Annotated in this window: 18 protein-coding genes; 15 read left to right on the plus strand and 3 right to left on the minus strand. The window is 72.4% G+C overall.

The features are described 5' to 3' along the window. Positions 1-84 precede the first annotated feature (84 nt). Together rpe and AB0M27_RS29265 are read left to right on the plus strand one after the other, a co-directional pair. Positions 85-771: a ribulose-phosphate 3-epimerase gene (gene rpe / locus AB0M27_RS29260; protein WP_365725825.1), complete on the plus strand. Its 687-nt coding sequence runs from the start codon at positions 85-87 to the stop codon at positions 769-771. Between the two features lie 90 nt (positions 772-861). Continuing rightward, positions 862-1905 carry a sugar-binding domain-containing protein gene (locus AB0M27_RS29265; RefSeq protein ID WP_365725826.1) on the plus strand — a complete coding sequence of 348 codons (1044 nt, stop codon included), beginning with the start codon at positions 862-864 and terminating at the stop codon, positions 1903-1905. Between the two features lie 263 nt (positions 1906-2168). On the opposite strand, the gene AB0M27_RS29270 is transcribed toward AB0M27_RS29265, so the two are convergent. Continuing rightward, entirely contained in the window at positions 2169-2549 is a 381-nt protein-coding gene (locus AB0M27_RS29270; RefSeq protein WP_365725897.1) for a hypothetical protein, read from the minus strand. Between the two features lie 94 nt (positions 2550-2643). Here AB0M27_RS29270 and AB0M27_RS29275 point away from each other — a divergent pair, with 94 nt between their 5' ends. From AB0M27_RS29275 to AB0M27_RS29295, 5 genes are all read left to right on the plus strand, one after another. Next, positions 2644-3051, plus strand: coding sequence for a ribonuclease domain-containing protein (locus AB0M27_RS29275; RefSeq protein WP_365725893.1), 408 nt, complete (start codon positions 2644-2646; stop codon positions 3049-3051). After that, positions 3048-3386 carry a barstar family protein gene (locus AB0M27_RS29280; RefSeq protein ID WP_365725828.1) on the plus strand — a complete coding sequence of 113 codons (339 nt, stop codon included), beginning with the start codon at positions 3048-3050 and terminating at the stop codon, positions 3384-3386. Before AB0M27_RS29275 ends, AB0M27_RS29280 begins: the two co-directional genes overlap by 4 nt. A 132-nt stretch (positions 3387-3518) precedes the next feature. After that, positions 3519-4961 carry a GuaB1 family IMP dehydrogenase-related protein gene (locus AB0M27_RS29285; RefSeq protein ID WP_365725830.1) on the plus strand — a complete coding sequence of 481 codons (1443 nt, stop codon included), beginning with the start codon at positions 3519-3521 and terminating at the stop codon, positions 4959-4961. A 301-nt stretch (positions 4962-5262) separates the two neighbouring features. Continuing rightward, the gene (locus AB0M27_RS29290; protein WP_365725831.1) at positions 5263-6753 is read left to right on the plus strand and encodes an amino acid permease; all 1491 of its coding nucleotides are present in this window, start codon (positions 5263-5265) and stop codon (positions 6751-6753) included. A 27-nt stretch (positions 6754-6780) separates the two neighbouring features. Continuing rightward, the gene (locus AB0M27_RS29295; protein WP_031174468.1) at positions 6781-7233 is read left to right on the plus strand and encodes an Lrp/AsnC family transcriptional regulator; all 453 of its coding nucleotides are present in this window, start codon (positions 6781-6783) and stop codon (positions 7231-7233) included. Between the two features lie 55 nt (positions 7234-7288). Here AB0M27_RS29295 and AB0M27_RS29300 read toward each other — a convergent pair whose 3' ends face one another. After that, positions 7289-7585 carry a hypothetical protein gene (locus AB0M27_RS29300; RefSeq protein WP_365725834.1) on the minus strand — a complete coding sequence of 99 codons (297 nt, stop codon included), beginning with the start codon at positions 7583-7585 and terminating at the stop codon, positions 7289-7291. Between the two features lie 20 nt (positions 7586-7605). Continuing rightward, positions 7606-8346 carry a GntR family transcriptional regulator gene (locus AB0M27_RS29305; protein ID WP_365725836.1) on the minus strand — a complete coding sequence of 247 codons (741 nt, stop codon included), beginning with the start codon at positions 8344-8346 and terminating at the stop codon, positions 7606-7608. A gap of 203 nt (positions 8347-8549) precedes the next feature. On the opposite strand from AB0M27_RS29305, the gene AB0M27_RS29310 reads away from it, so the two are divergent. From AB0M27_RS29310 to AB0M27_RS29345, 8 genes are all read left to right on the plus strand, one after another. Beyond that, the gene (locus tag AB0M27_RS29310) at positions 8550-9710 is read left to right on the plus strand and encodes an extracellular solute-binding protein (protein ID WP_365725838.1); all 1161 of its coding nucleotides are present in this window, start codon (positions 8550-8552) and stop codon (positions 9708-9710) included. Beyond that, on the plus strand, positions 9707-10606 hold the full coding sequence (locus AB0M27_RS29315; RefSeq protein ID WP_365725840.1) for an ABC transporter permease subunit: 900 nt from the start codon (positions 9707-9709) through the stop codon (positions 10604-10606). Before AB0M27_RS29310 ends, AB0M27_RS29315 begins: the two co-directional genes overlap by 4 nt. Next, positions 10591-11412 (plus strand): ABC transporter permease subunit, encoded by an 822-nt coding sequence (locus AB0M27_RS29320; RefSeq protein ID WP_365725842.1) that lies wholly within the window; start codon positions 10591-10593, stop codon positions 11410-11412. The genes AB0M27_RS29315 and AB0M27_RS29320 overlap by 16 nt, the downstream gene beginning before the upstream one ends. A gap of 8 nt (positions 11413-11420) precedes the next feature. Further along, positions 11421-12497 carry an ABC transporter ATP-binding protein gene (locus AB0M27_RS29325; protein ID WP_365725843.1) on the plus strand — a complete coding sequence of 359 codons (1077 nt, stop codon included), beginning with the start codon at positions 11421-11423 and terminating at the stop codon, positions 12495-12497. Positions 12498-12511: 14 nt separating this feature from the next. Beyond that, positions 12512-13978: an HAD-IA family hydrolase gene (locus AB0M27_RS29330; protein ID WP_365725845.1), complete on the plus strand. Its 1467-nt coding sequence runs from the start codon at positions 12512-12514 to the stop codon at positions 13976-13978. A gap of 96 nt (positions 13979-14074) precedes the next feature. Further along, positions 14075-16888: a nitrate- and nitrite sensing domain-containing protein gene (locus AB0M27_RS29335; RefSeq protein ID WP_365725847.1), complete on the plus strand. Its 2814-nt coding sequence runs from the start codon at positions 14075-14077 to the stop codon at positions 16886-16888. Then, entirely contained in the window at positions 16878-17315 is a 438-nt protein-coding gene (locus tag AB0M27_RS29340; RefSeq protein WP_365725848.1) for a roadblock/LC7 domain-containing protein, read from the plus strand. Before AB0M27_RS29335 ends, AB0M27_RS29340 begins: the two co-directional genes overlap by 11 nt. Positions 17316-17322: 7 nt before the next feature. Further along, the gene (locus tag AB0M27_RS29345; protein ID WP_356307476.1) at positions 17323-17703 is read left to right on the plus strand and encodes a DUF742 domain-containing protein; all 381 of its coding nucleotides are present in this window, start codon (positions 17323-17325) and stop codon (positions 17701-17703) included. Positions 17704-17748 lie beyond the last annotated feature (45 nt).

A 17748-nucleotide genomic window follows, 5' to 3' on the forward strand; every position in this document is an offset into this window, starting at 1 on the left:
ACAAGCCCCCACCGGCCCGCGGACGACACACAACCGCAAGGACCGCCGTTACAGCCAAGCGCAGCGACATGGCAGGCTTGGGGCATGGCCGTGCAGATCAACCCCAGCATCCTGTCCGCCGACTTCGCCCGCCTCGCGGAGGAGGCCAAGGCGGTCCAAGGCGCCGACTGGCTCCATGTCGACGTCATGGACAACCACTTCGTCCCGAACCTCACGCTCGGCGTGCCGGTCGTGGAGTCCCTGGCGCGTGCGACGGACACCCCGCTGGACTGCCACCTGATGATCGAGGACCCCGACCGGTGGGCGCCCCAGTACGTCGAGGCGGGCGCCTCCTCGGTCACCTTCCACGTGGAGGCGGCCGCCGCCCCCGTGCGGCTCGCCCGGGAGATCCGCGCCAAGGGCGCCCGCGCCTCCATGGCGCTCAAGCCGGCGACGCCGATCGAGCCGTTCGAGGACCTTCTCCCGGAACTTGACATGCTTCTGGTCATGACGGTTGAGCCCGGCTTCGGCGGGCAGGCGTTCCTCGACATCATGCTGCCGAAGATCCGCCGTACCCGTGAGCTGATCGGCAAGCACGGTCTGCAGCTGTGGCTCCAGGTGGACGGCGGTGTCTCGGCCTCGACGATCGAGCGGTGCGCGGACGCGGGAGCGGACGTGTTCGTGGCAGGCTCGGCCGTGTACGGGGCGACGGACCCGGCGGAGGCGGTCCGTGCCCTGCGCGCGCAGGCCGAGACGGCTACCTCCCAGGCGTCCTGGGCATGCGACCACTGAGCCACAGGTACGTGAACGGTTGAGTCAACGGCCCCTATCAGGGCGGATCCGTAGCGCCGAATCTGCAAGGATGAACGGCGAATCCAGAGTGTGAACAGCAGTGAGGAGATCGCCGTGTCGGGTATGTCGGCGGGCCGGTCAGCCATGCGGATGGGACCCGCTGAGCTGGTGCAGGCGGCGGCCATGGCCCGCCGCTTCTACCTCGAGGGCAAGTCCAAGATCCAGATCGCGGAGGAGTTCGGCGTCAGCCGCTTCAAGGTGGCCCGGGTCCTGGAGACCGCCCTCGAACGGGATCTCGTACGCATCGAGATCCGTGTCCCGGCCGAGCTGGACGCCGAGCGCTCCGACGCGCTCCGCGCCCGCTACGGCCTGAGGCACGCTGTCGTGGTCGAGTCCCCGGCCGAGGCCGAGGAGACCCCCGACCCCGAGAACCTGGGGGAAGTGGCCGCCGACCTGCTCGGCGAGCTCGTCGACGAGGGGGACGTGCTCGGACTGGCCTGGGGCCGGTCCACGATCCACATGGCGGCGGCGCTCGACCGGCTGCCGCCGTGCACGGTGGTGCAGCTGACGGGCGTGTACGACGCCGGGACCTCGGAGCGCGGCTCGGTCGAGGCCGTGCGCCGTGCCGCCCAGGTGTCGGGCGGCGACGCCCACCCCATCTACGCGCCGATGCTGCTGCCGGACGCGGCCACCGCGGCCGCGCTGCGCAACCAGACCGGGATCGCCCGGGCCTTCGAGTACTTCGACAAGGTCACGGTCGCCTGTGTCTCCATCGGCTCCTGGGAGCCGGGCATCTCGACGGTGCACGACATGCTCAGCGACGAGGAACGGGCGCACTACGCCTCGCTCGGTGTCGCCGCCGAGATGGCCGCGCACCTCTTCGACGCCGAGGGGCGCCGGATCGGGCGGGACCTGGGGGAGCGGTGCATCACGGTCAAGGCCGACCAACTGCGCCGTATCCCGGAGGTCGTGGCGATCGCCGGCGGTCAGCGCAAGGCGGCCGCGATCGACGCGGTGCTGCGGTCGGGGCTGGTCACCAGCCTGGTCACGGACACCTCCGCCGCGGACTACCTGATGACGGCCGGGCCGACGCCGAAGCCGACGCTCGGCCGCGCGGACCCCGACGGGCACTGAGGGGCTCCGCGGCGGGGCGCAGGTGTTCTCGCGGCGGGGTCCCCGGGGGCTGGTCGCAAGGCGTGCGCCGGGGTCGGGCTCCTGTGGGCCGACCGCATGGTGGGTCCGCGGGGCGGGCGGTCTGATGGCGAGGCCCGGCGGTCGTGGCGCGTCGAGGTGGTCCCGGTGGGCGGTGACCATCGGCGCATCGCCGACCGCCGGCGCGCCCGCGTGTCGTGCGGGGGACCTGTGAGCAGCCGCAGCTCATCGACCGGCACGAAGCGTCATGGTGGGCTGCGGCGGGTCCCGGTGGGTCCCGGTGGGTCCCGGCGGGTCGCGGCGGCGGAGGAGCGGAGCGGCCGTGGCAGCATCGTCGGCATGTCGCCCCGGCTCTTCGCCCACACGTCCAGACGGCCCCTGGCGCCGCCGGACGGCCGTCGACGCTGTCCTGTACGGCCGGGAGTGCCCGTGACCTCGCCCCACACGTCCAGACGGCCCCTGGCGCCGTCACGCGCCGCCGGACGGCCGTCGACGCTGTCCTGTACGGCCGGGGAGCCCGTGACCTCGCCCCACACGCCCAGACCGCCCCTGGCGCCGCCACGCGCCGCCGGACGGCCGTCGACGCTGTCCTGTACGGCCGGAGAGCCCGCGACCTCGCCCCACACGCCCAGACCGCCCCTGACGCCACCCCGTACCCCCGGACGGTCACGGGCCTCGGCACGCGGGTGGGCCCGGACGCCCGCCCGAGCGCTCGCGGGGCTGTTGGCCCTCGTCCTCTCCGTTCTGCTCGCAGGATGCTCGTCCGGTTCGGGTCCGGGTTCCGGCGCCGGGGCGGGCACGGGTGGGCGAACGTCCGGCACGAGTGCGTCCGTCCCGGCGTGGGCGCACGGAATGGACACGGTCAGGGAGTCCCGGCTTCCGGCCGAGGCGCGCAGGACGCTGGTCCTGATCGACAAGGGCGGGCCCTTCCCGTACGCCAGGGACGGCGTCGTGTTCGGGAACTTCGAGGGGCATCTGCCGAAGCACCCGCGCGGCTACTACCACGAGTACACGGTCCGGACTCCCGGCTCGCACGATCGCGGGGCCCGGCGCGTCGTCACGGGTCAGGGCGGGGAGATCTACTACACCGATGATCACTACAACTCGTTCCGGGCGGTGCTGAGATGAGCGAAGACCCGACCGACCTGAGAGGGCGGCTCGTCGTCACCCTGGACCTGAACGGTGTCACCGACAAGGCCGGACTGATGGACCGCACCGCCCGGGCCCTGACGCTGCCCGACTGGTTCGGCCGCAACTGGGACGCGCTGGCCGACTCCCTGACCGACCACACCGTGTGGCCCGAGGGGGCCGTCGAACAGGGACTGCTGATCGTCGTCCGCGGCTGGCGGCCGTACGCCGAGGCCAGGCCGGACGAATGGCGGATCGCCCAGGAGGTGTTCGCCGAGGCGGCGGACCACACGCCCGCCCTGTCCGTCGCCCTCGTGCTTGGAGGATCCTCCTAGGTGATCGCCGCTCACCCTGGATGTTCCGTGAGGGCGTGACAGCTGTCCCGACATGGGACAATGAAGTACGTGCTCTTTCCCCCCGGCACACCTGTCGGGGGGTCGCCTCTGATCGACTGGGATGTGCAGCACGTGCGTTTCCTCAATGACATCCAGCCCGCGTACGACCTGACGTACGACGACGTGTTCATGGTGCCGAGCCGCTCCGCGGTCGGTTCGCGTCAGGGCGTGGACCTCGCCGCGCCGGACGGCACGGGCACCACCATCCCGCTCGTCGTGGCCAACATGACCGCCATCGCCGGCCGCCGTATGGCCGAGACGATGGCCCGCCGCGGCGGTCTGGTGGTCATCCCGCAGGACATTCCGATCGACGTCGTCACCGACGTCGTCTCCTGGGTGAAGAGCCGCCACCTGGTGCTCGACACGCCGATCGTGCTGGCCCCGCACCAGACCGTCGCCGACGCCCTGGCGCTGCTGCCCAAGCGGGCGCACAACGCCGGTGTGGTCGTGGACGAGAACGAGCGGCCCGTCGGTGTGGTGACCGACGCGGACCTGACCGGCGTCGACCGCTTCACCCAGCTCGAGGTGGTCATGTCCAGGGACCTGCTCCTGCTGGACGCGGACATCGACCCGCGCGAGGCCTTCAACACCCTCGACGCGCACAACCGGCGCTACGCCCCGGCCGTCGACAAGAACGGCAAGCTCGCCGGCATCCTGACCCGCAAGGGCGCCCTGCGCGCCACGCTGTACACCCCGGCCGTCGACGCGAACGGCAAGCTGCGCATCGCCGCCGCCGTCGGCATCAACGGCGACGTCGCGGGCAAGGCCAAGCAGCTGCTCGACGCGGGCGTGGACACGCTCGTCATCGACACCGCGCACGGCCACCAGGAGTCGATGATCAGCGCCATCAAGCTGGTGCGCGCCCTCGACCCGCAGGTGCCGATCGTCGCGGGCAACATCGTCTCCGCCGAGGGCGTGAAGGACCTGATCGACGCAGGCGCTGACATCATCAAGGTCGGTGTGGGCCCCGGCGCCATGTGCACCACCCGCATGATGACCGGCGTGGGCCGGCCGCAGTTCTCCGCGGTGCTGGAGTGCGCCGCGGAGGCGAAGAAGTACGGCAAGCACGTGTGGGCCGACGGCGGCGTCCGCCACCCGCGCGATGTGGCCATGGCCCTCGCGGCCGGCGCGTCCAACGTGATGGTCGGCTCCTGGTTCGCCGGCACCTACGAGTCCCCTGGCGACCTCCAGCACGACGCGAGCGGCCGCGCCTACAAGGAGTCGTTCGGCATGGCCTCCGCCCGCGCGGTGCGCAACCGCACGTCGGAGGAGTCGGCCTACGACCGCGCCCGCAAGGCGCTGTTCGAGGAGGGCATCTCCACCTCGCGCATGTTCCTCGACCCGGCCCGCCCGGGCGTCGAGGACCTGATCGACTCGATCATCGCGGGTGTCCGCTCCTCCTGCACCTACGCCGGTGCGGCCTCCCTGGAGGAGTTCGCCGAGAAGGCCATCGTGGGCATCCAGAGCGCCGCCGGCTACGCCGAGGGCAAGCCGCTGCACGCCAGCTGGAGCTAGGCGCGCCGCTGGGGCTCGCCGTTGGGGGCCTCGTGTCGCGCCCGCGCGCCGCATATGGATGCGGCCCCGCGCCCCTTCGGGGGCGCGGCAGGTACCGCGCAACGAATCCGCGCCCCAGGGACGGGAACGCAATGATCTTGCGCAGGCGCGCAAGGTTGCTGCATTACGCCCGTGAAGGCCTGCCTCATAGGGTGCTCGTCTGTACGTGACGTGGCGGGGACCCCGCTCGGTGGGTTCCTGCCCTGGCAGGGCTGCCACCGGTCCCCGAACGCAATGACCGGCAGGATTAAGGAGCCAGCGCGTGCTCGACCAAGGCGCACCCCCGCACGACCGCACAGCGACCGCCCCCGCACCCCAGGGCCTCGCCGCGCGCCTCATGCGGCGCAAGCCCGTGGAACGCCTGGTCGCGGAGGGCGGCCAGGGCGAGGGAGGCTCGCTTCGGCGGTCCCTCGGCCTGTGGCAGCTGACCATGATCAGCATCGGGGCCACCCTCGGCACCGGCATCTTCGTGGTCCTCGGCGAGGCCGTCCCGAAGGCGGGCCCGGCCGTCACCCTCTCCTTCGTGATCGCCGGTCTCACCGCGCTGTTCTCCGCCCTGTCCTACGCCGAGCTGGCGGGCACCATCCCGGTCTCCGGCTCCTCGTACTCGTACGCATACGCAACGATGGGCGAACTGATCGCCTGGGTCTGCGGCTGGTGCCTGCTGCTGGAGTACGGCGTCTCGGTCGCCGCCGTGGCCGTCGGCTGGGGCGAGTACCTGAACGAGCTGCTGAGCGGCACCATCGGCGTCACCATCCCGGACGCCCTGGCCAACCCGCCCGGCGTCGACGGCGGCGTCTTCAACCTGCCCGCCCTGATCGTCGTGATCCTCGCGATGGTGTTCCTGCTGGGCGGCGCCAAGGAGTCCGCGCGGGCGAACACCATCATGGTGTGCGTGAAGATCGCGGCGCTGATCCTGTTCTGCGCGATCGGCTTCATGGGCTTCAAATCCGGCAACTACTCCCACTTCATGCCGCTCGGCATGGCGGGCGTCAGCGGCGCCGGCGCCACGCTGTTCTTCTCGTACATCGGCTTCGACGCCGCCTCCACGGCCGGTGAGGAGGCCAAGGACGCCCAGCGCGACCTGCCGCGCGCGATCATGCTGTCGCTGGTCATCGTGACCGTCCTGTACGTGCTGGTCGCCGCCGTCGCCGTCGGTGCCAGGCCGTGGCGGAGCTTCAACGACTCCGAGGCCACGCTCGCCCAGATCATGAAGGACGTCACCGGGCAGAGCTTCTGGGGCACGCTGCTGGCCTTCTGCGCCGTCATCGCCATCGCGAGCGTCGTCCTGACCGTGCTCTACGGCCAGACCCGCATCCTGTTCGCCATGTCCCGCGACGGCCTGGTGCCCAAGGTCTTCGCCAAGGTCCACCCGAAGACCGGTGCCCCGCGCGCCAACACCGTCATCGTGTCGCTGTTCTGCGGTGTGCTCGCCGCCGCGATTCCGCTGGGCCAGCTGGCGGACGCCACCAGCATCGGCACGCTGTTCGCCTTCGCGCTGGTCAACGTGGCCGTCGTGGTGCTGCGCCGGACCCGCCCGACCATGCCGCGCTCCTTCCGGGTCCCGCTGTCGCCGGTGCTGCCCGCGCTGGGCTTCGCCTTCTGCGTCTGGATGATGGGCAGTCTGTCCACCGTCACGTGGATCGTGTTCGGTGTCTGGATGGCCGTCGGGCTCGTGTTCTACTTCGTGTACGGCTATCGCCGTTCCCGTCTCGCGACCGGTGACGACCTCGCGGTGACGGCAGAGAAGTGACCGAACCGAAGAAGTGAACCACCCCCTGTGCTGAACGATCTCGACGAACGCATCGTGCACGCCCTCGCCGAGGACGCCCGCCGCTCCTACGCGGACATCGGGCAGATGGTCGGACTGTCCGCGCCCGCCGTGAAGCGGCGCGTGGACCGGCTGCGCGCCACCGGAGCGATCACCGGATTCACCGTGCGGGTGGATCCTGCGGCGCTCGGCTGGGAGACCGAGGGGTACATCGAGATCTACTGCCGGCGGAACACCTCGCCGGACACCATCCAGCGGGGGCTGGAGCGGTATCAGGAGGTCGTGGCCGCGTCCACCGTCACCGGGGACGCGGACGCGATCGCCCAGGTCTTCGCCTCCGACATGCGGCACTTCGAGCGAGTCCTGGAGCGGATCGCCGGGGAGCCCTTTGTGGAGCGGACCAAGTCGGTGCTGGTTCTGTCGCCGTTGCTGCGACGGTTCTCCTCGGGCGCGCCGGGCTGATTCGGATTGCAGCCCGGGGCGCCCTGTCGTGTGCCGGGTAAGTGCGCCCCGAGCTCTACTGCGCGGTTGCGAGCGCTGAGTCGCGGTGGCGGCCGGTGAGGGCCGGTTCCCGCTCCGGATCCGCCGCCGTCACGCGGAAACCGCCGGCGGTGGAGCCCACGGGCAGGGGCCGCCGACCGGACGCGGTCCGGTCGGGGACACCGACCAGGCGGGCGCAGGCGGCCCCCGGGCGTCCGGCGAAGGACCGGCCCATGACCTCGCCGATCGTGCGCCAGACGACGTCCACGCCCGCCGGGACGACGGTCGTGTGGATGTCCACGTATGGCAGCGGCACGGTCCGGACGAAGGCCATGTGATCCGCCTTCGGTGGCCTCAGTCCGCGGTCTTGCGAGCCAACGCGTTGTTCCCGATGGAATTGTGCACGCTGAAACTCACCGCGTCCGAGCGGTACCGGTCGTCCGACCACTCCACCGGGCGCCCCTCGCGGGTCGTCGTCACCCGGCGGACCCGCAGCAGCGGACTCGTACGGCGGACACCCAGCAGCTCGGCGTCCTGCGCGCCCGCCGCGACGGCGTCGATGATGTGCTCGCCGTAGGCGAAGACCAACCCCGTGTCGTCGTAGAGGCGTTGGGTGACCGACGGGCAGTCCGGCTCGATCGGCTCGACCGCGGGGGAGATCCAGTCGGCGTACACCGTGCGCTCCAGCAACACCGGCTCACCGTCCAGGCCGCGCACCCGGAGCACGTGCAACACCTGGGTGCCGATGGGCAGTTGGAGGCGTACGGCGTCCTCGTGGGTCGCCGGGCGGTACTCCTGGGACGCCACCCGGCCGGTGGCCTCGCGGCCCATCGCGCGGGCCCATTGGGCGAAGCTGCGCAGTTCCTCGAAGCTCTGGCTGCGGCGGCTGGCGAGCACGACGCGCCGCGCACCCTGGCGGGAGCCGATGAGCCCCTCGGAGGTCAGCGCCGCGACGGCCTGGCGGACCGTGCCGCGCGAGACTCCGTATGCCGTGGCGAGCTCCGACTCCGAGGGCAGTCGGCTGCCGACCGTGTACTCCTCGCGGTCGATCGCCCGCCGCAGCTCGTCGGCGATCTCCTCGTGTCGCGCGGTCATGCTTCCCCTCTGCTCGGATCACTGTGCACAGCGTGACCAGCCTAATCGAGACCTGAGCGTGATTTGAAACGGTCTGGATTGTGCAGCCAACCAGGGCCCAAAGTTTCGCTCCCGTTTACAGACAGGACACCGCGAGCGGGCGTACTGTGACCAACTTGTTCAGACAAGTCCTCCGAACCCTCATGCGTCCCCCTGGAGAGACCGTGACCGTGTCCCTGCCGAGAAACGCCGTCCTCGGCGGCTGCATCGCCGTCGTCGCCGCGCTCGCGCTGAGCGCCTGCGGCGCCGCCCCCGACAAGGCGTCGACCACCACCAAGGACGGCAAGAACGCCGCCACCGCCACCTCCGCTGCCGACTTCGGCGGCATGGACGCCCTGGTCAAGGCGGCCAAGAAGGAAGGCACGCTGCACATCATCGCCGTGCCCCGCGACTGGGCCAACTACGGCGCGATCATCGACGGCTTCCAGAAGAAGTACGGCATCAAGATCGAGGACGAGAGCCCCGACGGCTCCAGCCAGGACGAGATCAACGCCGTCACCACCCGCAAGGGCCAGGACCGCGCCCCCGACGTCCTCGACCTCGGCTCCTCCTTCGCGCTGAGCGCCGCCCAGCAGGGCCTGCTCGCGCCCTACAAGGTGGCCTCCTACGCCGACGTCCCCGAGGCCCAGAAGGACCCGCAGGCCCGCTGGTACAACGACTACGGCGGCTACGTGTCCATCGGCTGCGACGCCAAGCGCGTGAAGACCTGCCCGACCAGCTTCAAGGACCTGCTCAAGCCCGAGTACAAGGGCCAGGTCGCCCTCAACGGCAACCCCACCAAGTCCGGCTCGGCCTTCGGCGGCGTCTACGCCGCGGCGCTCGCGAACGGCGGCTCCTTCGACAACATCCAGCCCGGTCTGGACTTCTTCGCCAAGCTGAAGAAGAACGGCAACTACACGCCCGTCGAGTCCACCCCGGCCACCGTCGAGAAGGGCGAGACGCCCATCTCCATCGACTGGGACTACCTGAACGCCGGTTACGCCGACGAGTTCAAGTCCAAGGGCCTGGACTGGAAGGTCGTCATCCCGAGCGACGGCCAGTACGCCCAGTACTACTCCCAGGCCATCAACAAGGACGCCCCGCACCCGGCGGCCGCCCGTCTGTGGCAGGAGTACCTGTACAGCACCGAGGGCCAGAACCTGTGGCTCAAGGGCTACGCCCGCCCGGCCCTGATGACCGCCATGGACAAGGCCGGCACCCTCGACAAGACGGCCGCCGCCAAGCTGCCCAAGGTCACCGGGACCCCGTCCTTCCCGACCGAGGACCAGCAGAGCAAGGCCAAGACGGTCCTCGCCCAGGGCTGGGGGAAGGCCGTCTCCGGATGACCGCCGCTCTCCCGCGCGCGGACGTGGCGCCCGTCGCTTCGCTGAAGCGGCGGCGCCGCGCCCCCGGCTGGCTCGCCGTCGTACCGCTGCTGGTGTTCACGGCCGTCGCCTTCGGCCTGCCCGCGCTGGCCGTCGTCAACGGCGCCTTCTCGGTCGACGACGCCACCACGGGCGCCACCACCTACACCGGCGCCAACATGACGACCTCCCTGCAGGGCCCGTACCTCACCGCCCTGCTCGGCAGCGTCAAGCTGTCCGCGATCTCCGCCGCGCTCGGCGCCCTGTTCGGGCTGCCGCTCGCCCAGGCCGTGGTCAGCTCCCGCTCGCGCTGGCTGCGCGAGGCCGTGCTGACCGCCTCCGGCGTGCTCGCCAACTTCGGCGGTGTCCCGCTGGCCTTCGCCTTCGTCGCCACCCTCGGCAACGCGGGCGTGCTCACGGTGCACCTGGGCCTGAAGGGCACCGGCTGGGACCTCTACAGCTTCTGGGGCCTGGTCCTCGTCTACCTGTACTTCCTCATCCCGCTCATGGTCCTCACCATCACCCCCGCGCTGGACGGCCTGCGCGCGCAGTGGCGTGAGGCCGCGCTGAACAACGGCGCCACCGGTGTGCAGTACTGGCGGCACGTGGCCCTGCCCGTGCTCGCGCCCTCGCTGCTCGGCGGTCTCGTGCTGCTGTTCGGCAGCGCCTTCGCCGCCTACGCCACCGCCGCCGCCATGGTCGGCAGCGCGGTCCCGCTGGTCACCCTGCAGATCGCCGACGCCCTGTCCGGCAACGTGCTGGTCGGCCAGGAGAACGTCGCCCTCGCCCTCAGCCTCGACATGGTGCTGGTGGCGGGCCTGGTGATGGCCGTGTACCTGCCCCTTCAGCGACGGAGTGCCCGATGGCTCGACGCCTGACCCTGTGGCGGTGGGTCGTCCTCGGCCTCGCCGCCCTGTACTTCCTGGTGCCGCTCGCCGCCTCCGTGATCTTCACGGTCGACGTACCCGGCCAGGGCCTCACCTTCGACGCCTACACCAAGATCCTCTCCGCCGACGGCTTCCTCTCCAGCCTGCTGCTCTCGTTGGAGCTGGCCGTCGCCACCATCGCCGTCGTGCTGCTGCTGATGGTGCCCGCCGTGGTCGCGCTCCGGCTCGGCTCGCCCCGGCTGCGGCCGGTGGTGGAGGTGGTGTGCTCGCTGCCGCTGGTGGTGCCGCCCATCGCGTTCGTCGCCGGCATCGCCACCGTCCTCAAGTGGGGCCCGGAGCATTTGTCCCGCACCCCGCTGTTCGAGACGTTCGTGGTGATCCAGAACGACCAGTTCCCCGTCGTGCTGGTCCTCGCCTACGTCGTGATGGCCCTGCCGTTCGTCTACCGGGCCCTGGACGCCGGCCTGCGCGCCATGGACGTACGGACCCTGGTCGAGGCGGCCCGCAGCTGCGGCGCCTCCTGGCCCAAGGCGCTCGTCCGGGCCGTGCTGCCCAACCTGCGCGGGGCCCTGCTGAACGCGTCCTTCCTCACGCTGGCCCTGGTCCTCGGCGAGTTCACGGTCTCCCATCTGCTGGGATACGCGCCCTTCGCCGTGTGGATCTACAACGTCGGCGGCGAGCAGGCCCAGATGTCCGTCGCCGTGTCCGTGCTCAGCCTGCTCGTCACCTGGGCCCTGCTCCTCGCGCTCGCCGGTGCCGGCGGCGGACGCAACCGAACCGCCAACTCCCGGGGATGACACACACCATGACCGCCACCACGCTTGAGAAGGCCGTCGCAGAAAAGGCCGCCACCGTCGAATTCCGGTCGCTGCGCCGGGAGTTCGGGGCAACCGTCGCTCTCGACGGGCTCGACCTGACCGTCCGCCCGGGGGAGTTCCTGGCCCTGCTCGGCCCGTCCGGCTGCGGCAAGACCACCGCGCTGCGCATGCTCGCCGGGTTCGAACACCCCGACTCCGGTGCCGTCCTGGTGGACGGCGAGGACATCACGCACGTCCCGGCCCACCGCCGCGACGCCGGCATGGTCTTCCAGTCGTACAGCCTCTTCCCGCACCTGAACGCCGTCGACAACGTCGCCTTCGGCCTGCGCATGCGCGGCGTCCGAACGGCCGAACGGCGTGCCCGGGCCACCGAGTTGCTGGAGCTGGTCGGCCTCGCCGACAAGGGCGAGCGCTATCCGCACCAGCTCTCCGGCGGCCAGCAGCAGCGCATCGCGCTGGCCCGCGCCCTCGCCCTGCGCCCGCGCGTGCTGCTGCTCGACGAGCCGCTGTCCGCGCTGGACGCCAAGGTGCGGCTCACCCTGCGCGAGGAGATCCGCCGGCTCCAGCAGGAGCTCGGCATCACCACCCTGTTCGTCACGCATGATCAGGAAGAGGCCCTGTCGGTCGCCGACCGGGTCGCCGTGATGCGCGCCGGACGCCTCGAACAGTGCGCCGAACCGGCCGAGTTGTACGGCCGCCCCGCCACGGCCTTCGTCGCCGAGTTCGTCGGCACCATGAGCCGGATCCCGGGCGAGCTGAGGGACGGCACGGTCGAGGTGCTCGGGCAGCGGCTGCCCGCCGACGGCGAGGTGCCGGCCGGCCCGGTGGACGTGCTGGTGCGGCCGGAGGCCGTCCGGGTGGGCGCCGACGAGCAGGGCACCGCCCGGATCGTCGCCACCGCCTTCCTCGGCGCGGTCGTCCGGGTCACCGTACGGCTCGCCGACGGCACCGAGGTCAAGGCCGACCTGCCCGCCCACGAGGCCACCGGGCTCGGCGCCGGAACCGGCGTCGGCGTGTCGCTGCCCGAGCGAGCGGTGCTCGTGGCCGAACGTATCCAGAAGTGAGGAATTTCCCGAACGTGACCCCCCACACCCGTCAACGCCCGCTGCAGGCCGTCCTGTTCGACATGGACGGCACGCTCGTCGACACCGAGCGGCTGTGGTGGGAGGCGGTCGAGCAGGTCGCCGGCCGCCCGCTGACCGAGGCCGACCAGCCCGACGTGCTCGGCCGCCCGGTCGAGCACACCGCCGCCTGGCTCGGTACGGCGACGGGCCGGCCGGAGGCGGACCTCGCGGCCGAGCTGCACCACGAGTTCGCCGCCCGCGTCCGCACCGGGATCGTCCCCCGGCCCGGCGCGCTGGACCTGCTGGACGCGCTGGCCGCCGCAGGCGTCCCGGCCGCCCTGGTCACCGCGTCCCCGCGCGCGGTCGCCGACGTCGTCCTCGACGCCCTCGGCGCCGACCGGTTCGCGGCCTCCGTCACCGCCGACGACACCACCCGCACCAAGCCGGCCCCCGACCCCTACCGGGCCGCCTGCCGGGCCCTCGGCGTCGACCCCGCCGCCTGTGTGGCCGTGGAGGACACCGAGACCGGCGTCGCCTCCGCCGAGGCCGCCGGCTGCGCCGTCCTCGCCGTACCGTCCCTCGCGCCGATCGGCACCGCGCCCGGCCGGACCGTACGGGACAGCCTCACCGGGGTCACGCTCGAGGAACTGCGGCGCATGGTGACGCCCGAGCTGCGGGTGATGAGCTGGAACCTGTGGCTGGGCGGCAGCGAGGTAGACGACCACCGCGCCAAACAGCTCAAGGTCATCCTGGAGAGCGGCGCCGACGTCGTCGGACTCCAGGAGACGGGCGGCACCGCGGCCCAGGAACTGGCCGAGGCGCTCGGCTGGCACCACCACCGGGCCGGCGAGAACCTCGGCGTCATCAGCCGCCACCCGATCACCGCGCGCTTCGGCGACCCGGACGTGGGCTTCTACGGCGCCGCGGGCGTCCGGATCGCGGTGGCGCCCGGCCACGAGGTGGACGTGTGGACCGCCCATCTGCACTACACGCCGTACGGCCCCTACGAGGCCGCCTTCGACGGGTTGCCGGCGCAGGAGCTGATCGCCCACGAGGAGCTGCGGCTGGCCCAGATGCGGGACGCGCTGGCGCGTATCGCCGAGTCCTCGGCCGAGGGCGTCCCGGTCGTCCTGGTCGGCGACTTCAACTGCCCCTCGCACCTGGACTGGCCGGACGTGGCCTGGCCGGTGACCAAGGCCGCCGAGGACGCGGCCTTCGCCGACTCCTACCGCGACGCCCACCCGGACCCGGCGGCCGAGCCCGGCCACACCTGGTCGCCGATCCACCCGGTGCACGAGGACGGCAGCGGACGGCCCGAACCGCAGGACCGGATCGACTACGTCCTGCACCGGGGTCTGACCGTCCGGGACGCGCGGACCCTCGTCACCGGCAGCCCTCGGCCCTGGCCGGACGTCGCGGACAACGACTGGCCCTCCGACCACGCGGCGGTCGTCACCACATTCGCGTTGACCAGGACGTGACCGGGGGTTACCGCAGGTCACCATTGCGGTCCGGGGTGACCGTCCCGTAGGTTGTGCCCGCACTTTCTACTGACTGGTAACCCCGGCAGGTACTCCATGCGCTGGCCCCTCGGCCGTCCCACCACCGTCCGTGCGCGGATCGTGGCGCTCGCGCTCGCCCCGGCCGTCGCGCTGATGGCGCTGTGGAGCTTCGCCATGGTGTCCGTCACCGCGGAACTGCGCGGGCTGATCCGGCTCCAGGGGGTGTACGAGGACTTCGGCACCCCCGTGGACACCGCGATCGGGCAGATCCAGATCGAGCGCCGGATGTCCGCCGCCTACCTGGGCGCCCCCCTCGACACGGCCACGGCCGGTCGGCTGCTCGAACAGCAGCGCCGTACCGACCGGGCCGTGGACGCCATGCGGCAGGCGATCCGGGGCGGCGACCGCGACCGGCTCACGGCCCGGCAGCGGCAGGCGCTGGACACCATGGACGCGGCGACCGGGAAGCTGGACGGGCTGCGCTCGCGCGTGCTGTCCCGGCACATCACCTGGGACCGGGCCGTGCAGGAGTACAGCGCGCTGGTCGAGCCCGGCTTCGACGTGCAGTCCACGCTCACCGCCCTCCAGGCCGGACAGCTCGCCCGCGAGGCGCAGGTCGTCAGCGAGCTGGTGCGGGTACGGGAGTTCGTCTCGCGGGAGGACGCGCTGGTCGCCGGGGCGCGGGCGGCCGGCACACTGACCGACCGCCAGTACGACACGCTGACCGCGACCATCGAGGACCGGCGGGTGTTCCAGCGGACGTACGTGCCGGACCTGCCCGGCGACTCGCGTGCGTTGTTCGAGGACTTCCAGCGCGGTGACCTGTACGGCTCGCTGGTGCGCGGCGAGGACGCGCTGCTGAGGGCCGGTGCCGCGGGCGCCGGGGAGGCCGTCGCGGCGGACACCTGGCGATCCACCACCGACCGGGCCGTGAAGCGGTACATGCAGCTGTGCACCCGGTCCGCCGAGAACTCCGCGGCACGCGGGCGGGCCTTCGCCTACCGGGAGCTGACCAAGTCGGCCGTCGTCGGCGTGGTGGGGCTCGCCGCCGTGGCGCTGTCGCTGTGGTTCGCGGTGCGCGGTGCCCGGCGCATCTCGCGGCGCCTGGAGACCCTGCGGGACGCGTCCGACGTCCTGACTCAGCGGCAACTGCCCGACGTCATGCGGAGGTTGAGCGCCGGCGAGGAGGTCGATGCGGTGACGGAGGCGCCGCCGCTGGCCGCCGACGAGGTGCGCGACGACGAGATCGGGCAGGTCGGCCGGTCCTTCAACAGCGCGCGGCTCGCCGCCGTCGAGGCCGCCGTCAAGCAGGCCGGGCTGCGCCGGGGCCTGTTCGCGGTGCTGCTCAACATCGCACGCCGCAACCAGGCGCTGGTGCACCGCCAGCTGAAGCTCGTCGACACCCTGGAACGGCGCACCGAGGACCCCGACGTCCTGCGCGAGCTGTTCCGCATCGACCACCTGACCACGCGCATGCGCCGGCACGCGGAGAGCCTGATCATCCTCTCCGGCGCCGCGCCCGGCCGCCGCTGGCGCCGGCCCGTGCCGATCGCGGACGTCGTCGCCTCGGCCGTCGGTGAGATCGAGGACTACGCGCGCGTGGTGGTGCCGCCGATGCCGGAGGTGGGCGTGGCGGCGGACGCGGTCGCCGACGTCGTCCATCTCATCGCCGAACTCCTGGAGAACGCCACGGTCTTCTCGCCCCCGCACACCCAGGTCACGCTGCGCACCGGGCGGGTCGGCAGCGGGTTCGTGCTGGAGATCGACGACCGGGGCCTCGGTCTCGACGTTGACGCCCGCGCCCAGGCCCACGCCACCCTCACCGACCCCGACGCCTTCGACCCCACCCGCCACGAGCGCCTCGGCCTCTACGTCGTCGGCCGCCTCGCCGCCCGCCACAGCATCGAGGTGAGCCTCGGAGACTCGCCGTACGGCGGCACGACGGCGGTGGTGCTGTTGCCGGAGGGGGTGCTGGCGGAGGTGGAGTCCGCCGGCTCCGTCGAGCCCGCTGCGGCGGGGACGGGGGAACGGGCGGGGCGAAGTGGCGTACGGCAGACCGTAGGGGCAGAGGACGCTCGGCCCGGATACGCGCGGCCTGGGGCAGGCACCCCGGAAGGCCGGACGCTGCCCGCGCACGGGCGCGCCGACGGCCTCGCAACCGTCCGGGAGCTGCCGTCGAGGGGCCGGCCCGCAGTCGCTCCGGATGCGGGGGACTCGCCGCCGGGAGGCCGGTCCGAGGCGTCCGCGGGGGTGGCGGAGGTGCCGTCCGTCGGGTGGTCCGAGGTGCCCGCGGATGTGGCCGACTCACCGTCGGGAGAGCGGGCCGGTTCCGTTCCCGGTGCGGGAGTGCTGCCCACGCGGAGGCGGCCCGGAACCCGGCCTTCCGGCGACCCGGGGAGTGCTGTCGCCCCCGAGCCGCCTGCCGGGCCGGAACCGGCACACACCTCGGCTCCCGACCCGGAGGCCCCCACCCTCCCGACCCGGGTCCGCCAGGCCTCGCTCGCCCGGGAGCTGCGAGAAGACCCGCCCCCGCCGGACACGGCACCCGGCCGGGAGGCCGACGCCGAGGAGATGCGCGCGATCTTCGGCGCCTTCCAGCGCGGCCTCGACCGCGGCCGCAAGGGCCTGCCGGCGACCGGACAAGCGCCGACCGACGCGACCGCCCGGAGCTCCGGTACCACGAAGCCGACGGAACGCCGGCTTCCAAGGGGCGCGAGGAACGGCGCGACCGGCCCCCACGCACCCGCACCCGACCACACACCCGCACTCGCACCTGACCAGGTACCGGCACCCGCACCCGCCCACGCCCACGACGCGCTCACTGACGCCGCCCCCGACCCCCTGACCAGCCACGCCGACGAAGGGACCGACACCGATCATGAACGGTGACGACCAGACCCCGGAGCCGCAGGACCCGCCCGCCGGGGCGCCCGGCACGGACCTGGGCTGGCTGCTGGACGACCTCGTGGCGCGCACCGGGCACGTCCGGCAGGCCGTGTTGCTGACCGCCGACGGTCTCCCGCTCAGCAGTTCGGACGGGATGCGCCGGCGGGACATCGAGCATCTGGCCGCCGTCTGCTCCGGCTTCCACGGCCTGGCCCGCTCCGCGGGGGAGCGGTTCGCCGCGGGCGAGGTGCGGCAGACCATGGTGATGCTGGAGGACGCCTATCTCTTCATCACCCCGGCCGGGCACGGCAGCCGGCTCGCCGTCCTCAGCGAGGCCGGCACCGACGTCGGCCAGCTCGCCCACGAGATGGCCCTGCTCGTCCGCCGCCTCGGGCGCCACCTGGACGCGGCCGCCCGCACCGCCGAATGATCCCGCGGTGAGCGACGAGCACTGGTACGAGGACGAGACCGGGTCGATGGTGCGCCCCTACACCGTGACCCGTGGCCGCACCCGGCCCGCGAGCGCCCACGCCATCGACCTGATGTCCCGGGTCACCGCGCTGGACGCCGACGCTCCGGGACCGGACGTCGACCATGCCCGGGCCGCCCTGCTCGACCTGATCCGGCGCGGCCCGCGGCCCGTGGTGGAGCTGGCCGCGGACGCCGACCTGCCCCTGACCGTCCTGCGGGTCCTGCTCGGCGACCTGGCCGAGGCGGGCCTGATCCGCATCGACGAGCCCCGTCGCCACCCGGCCGGCGGCCCGGCCACCGACCCGGGGCTGCTGCGGGAGATCGTGCGACGGCTACGGGAGATCTAGCCGTTTGTCACAGCCGCGTACGAGAGCGGTGTCGATCGGAACGCG

The sequence above is a fragment of the Streptomyces sp. NPDC052107 genome (assembly GCF_040680215.1).
GTDB lineage: Bacteria > Actinomycetota > Actinomycetes > Streptomycetales > Streptomycetaceae > Streptomyces.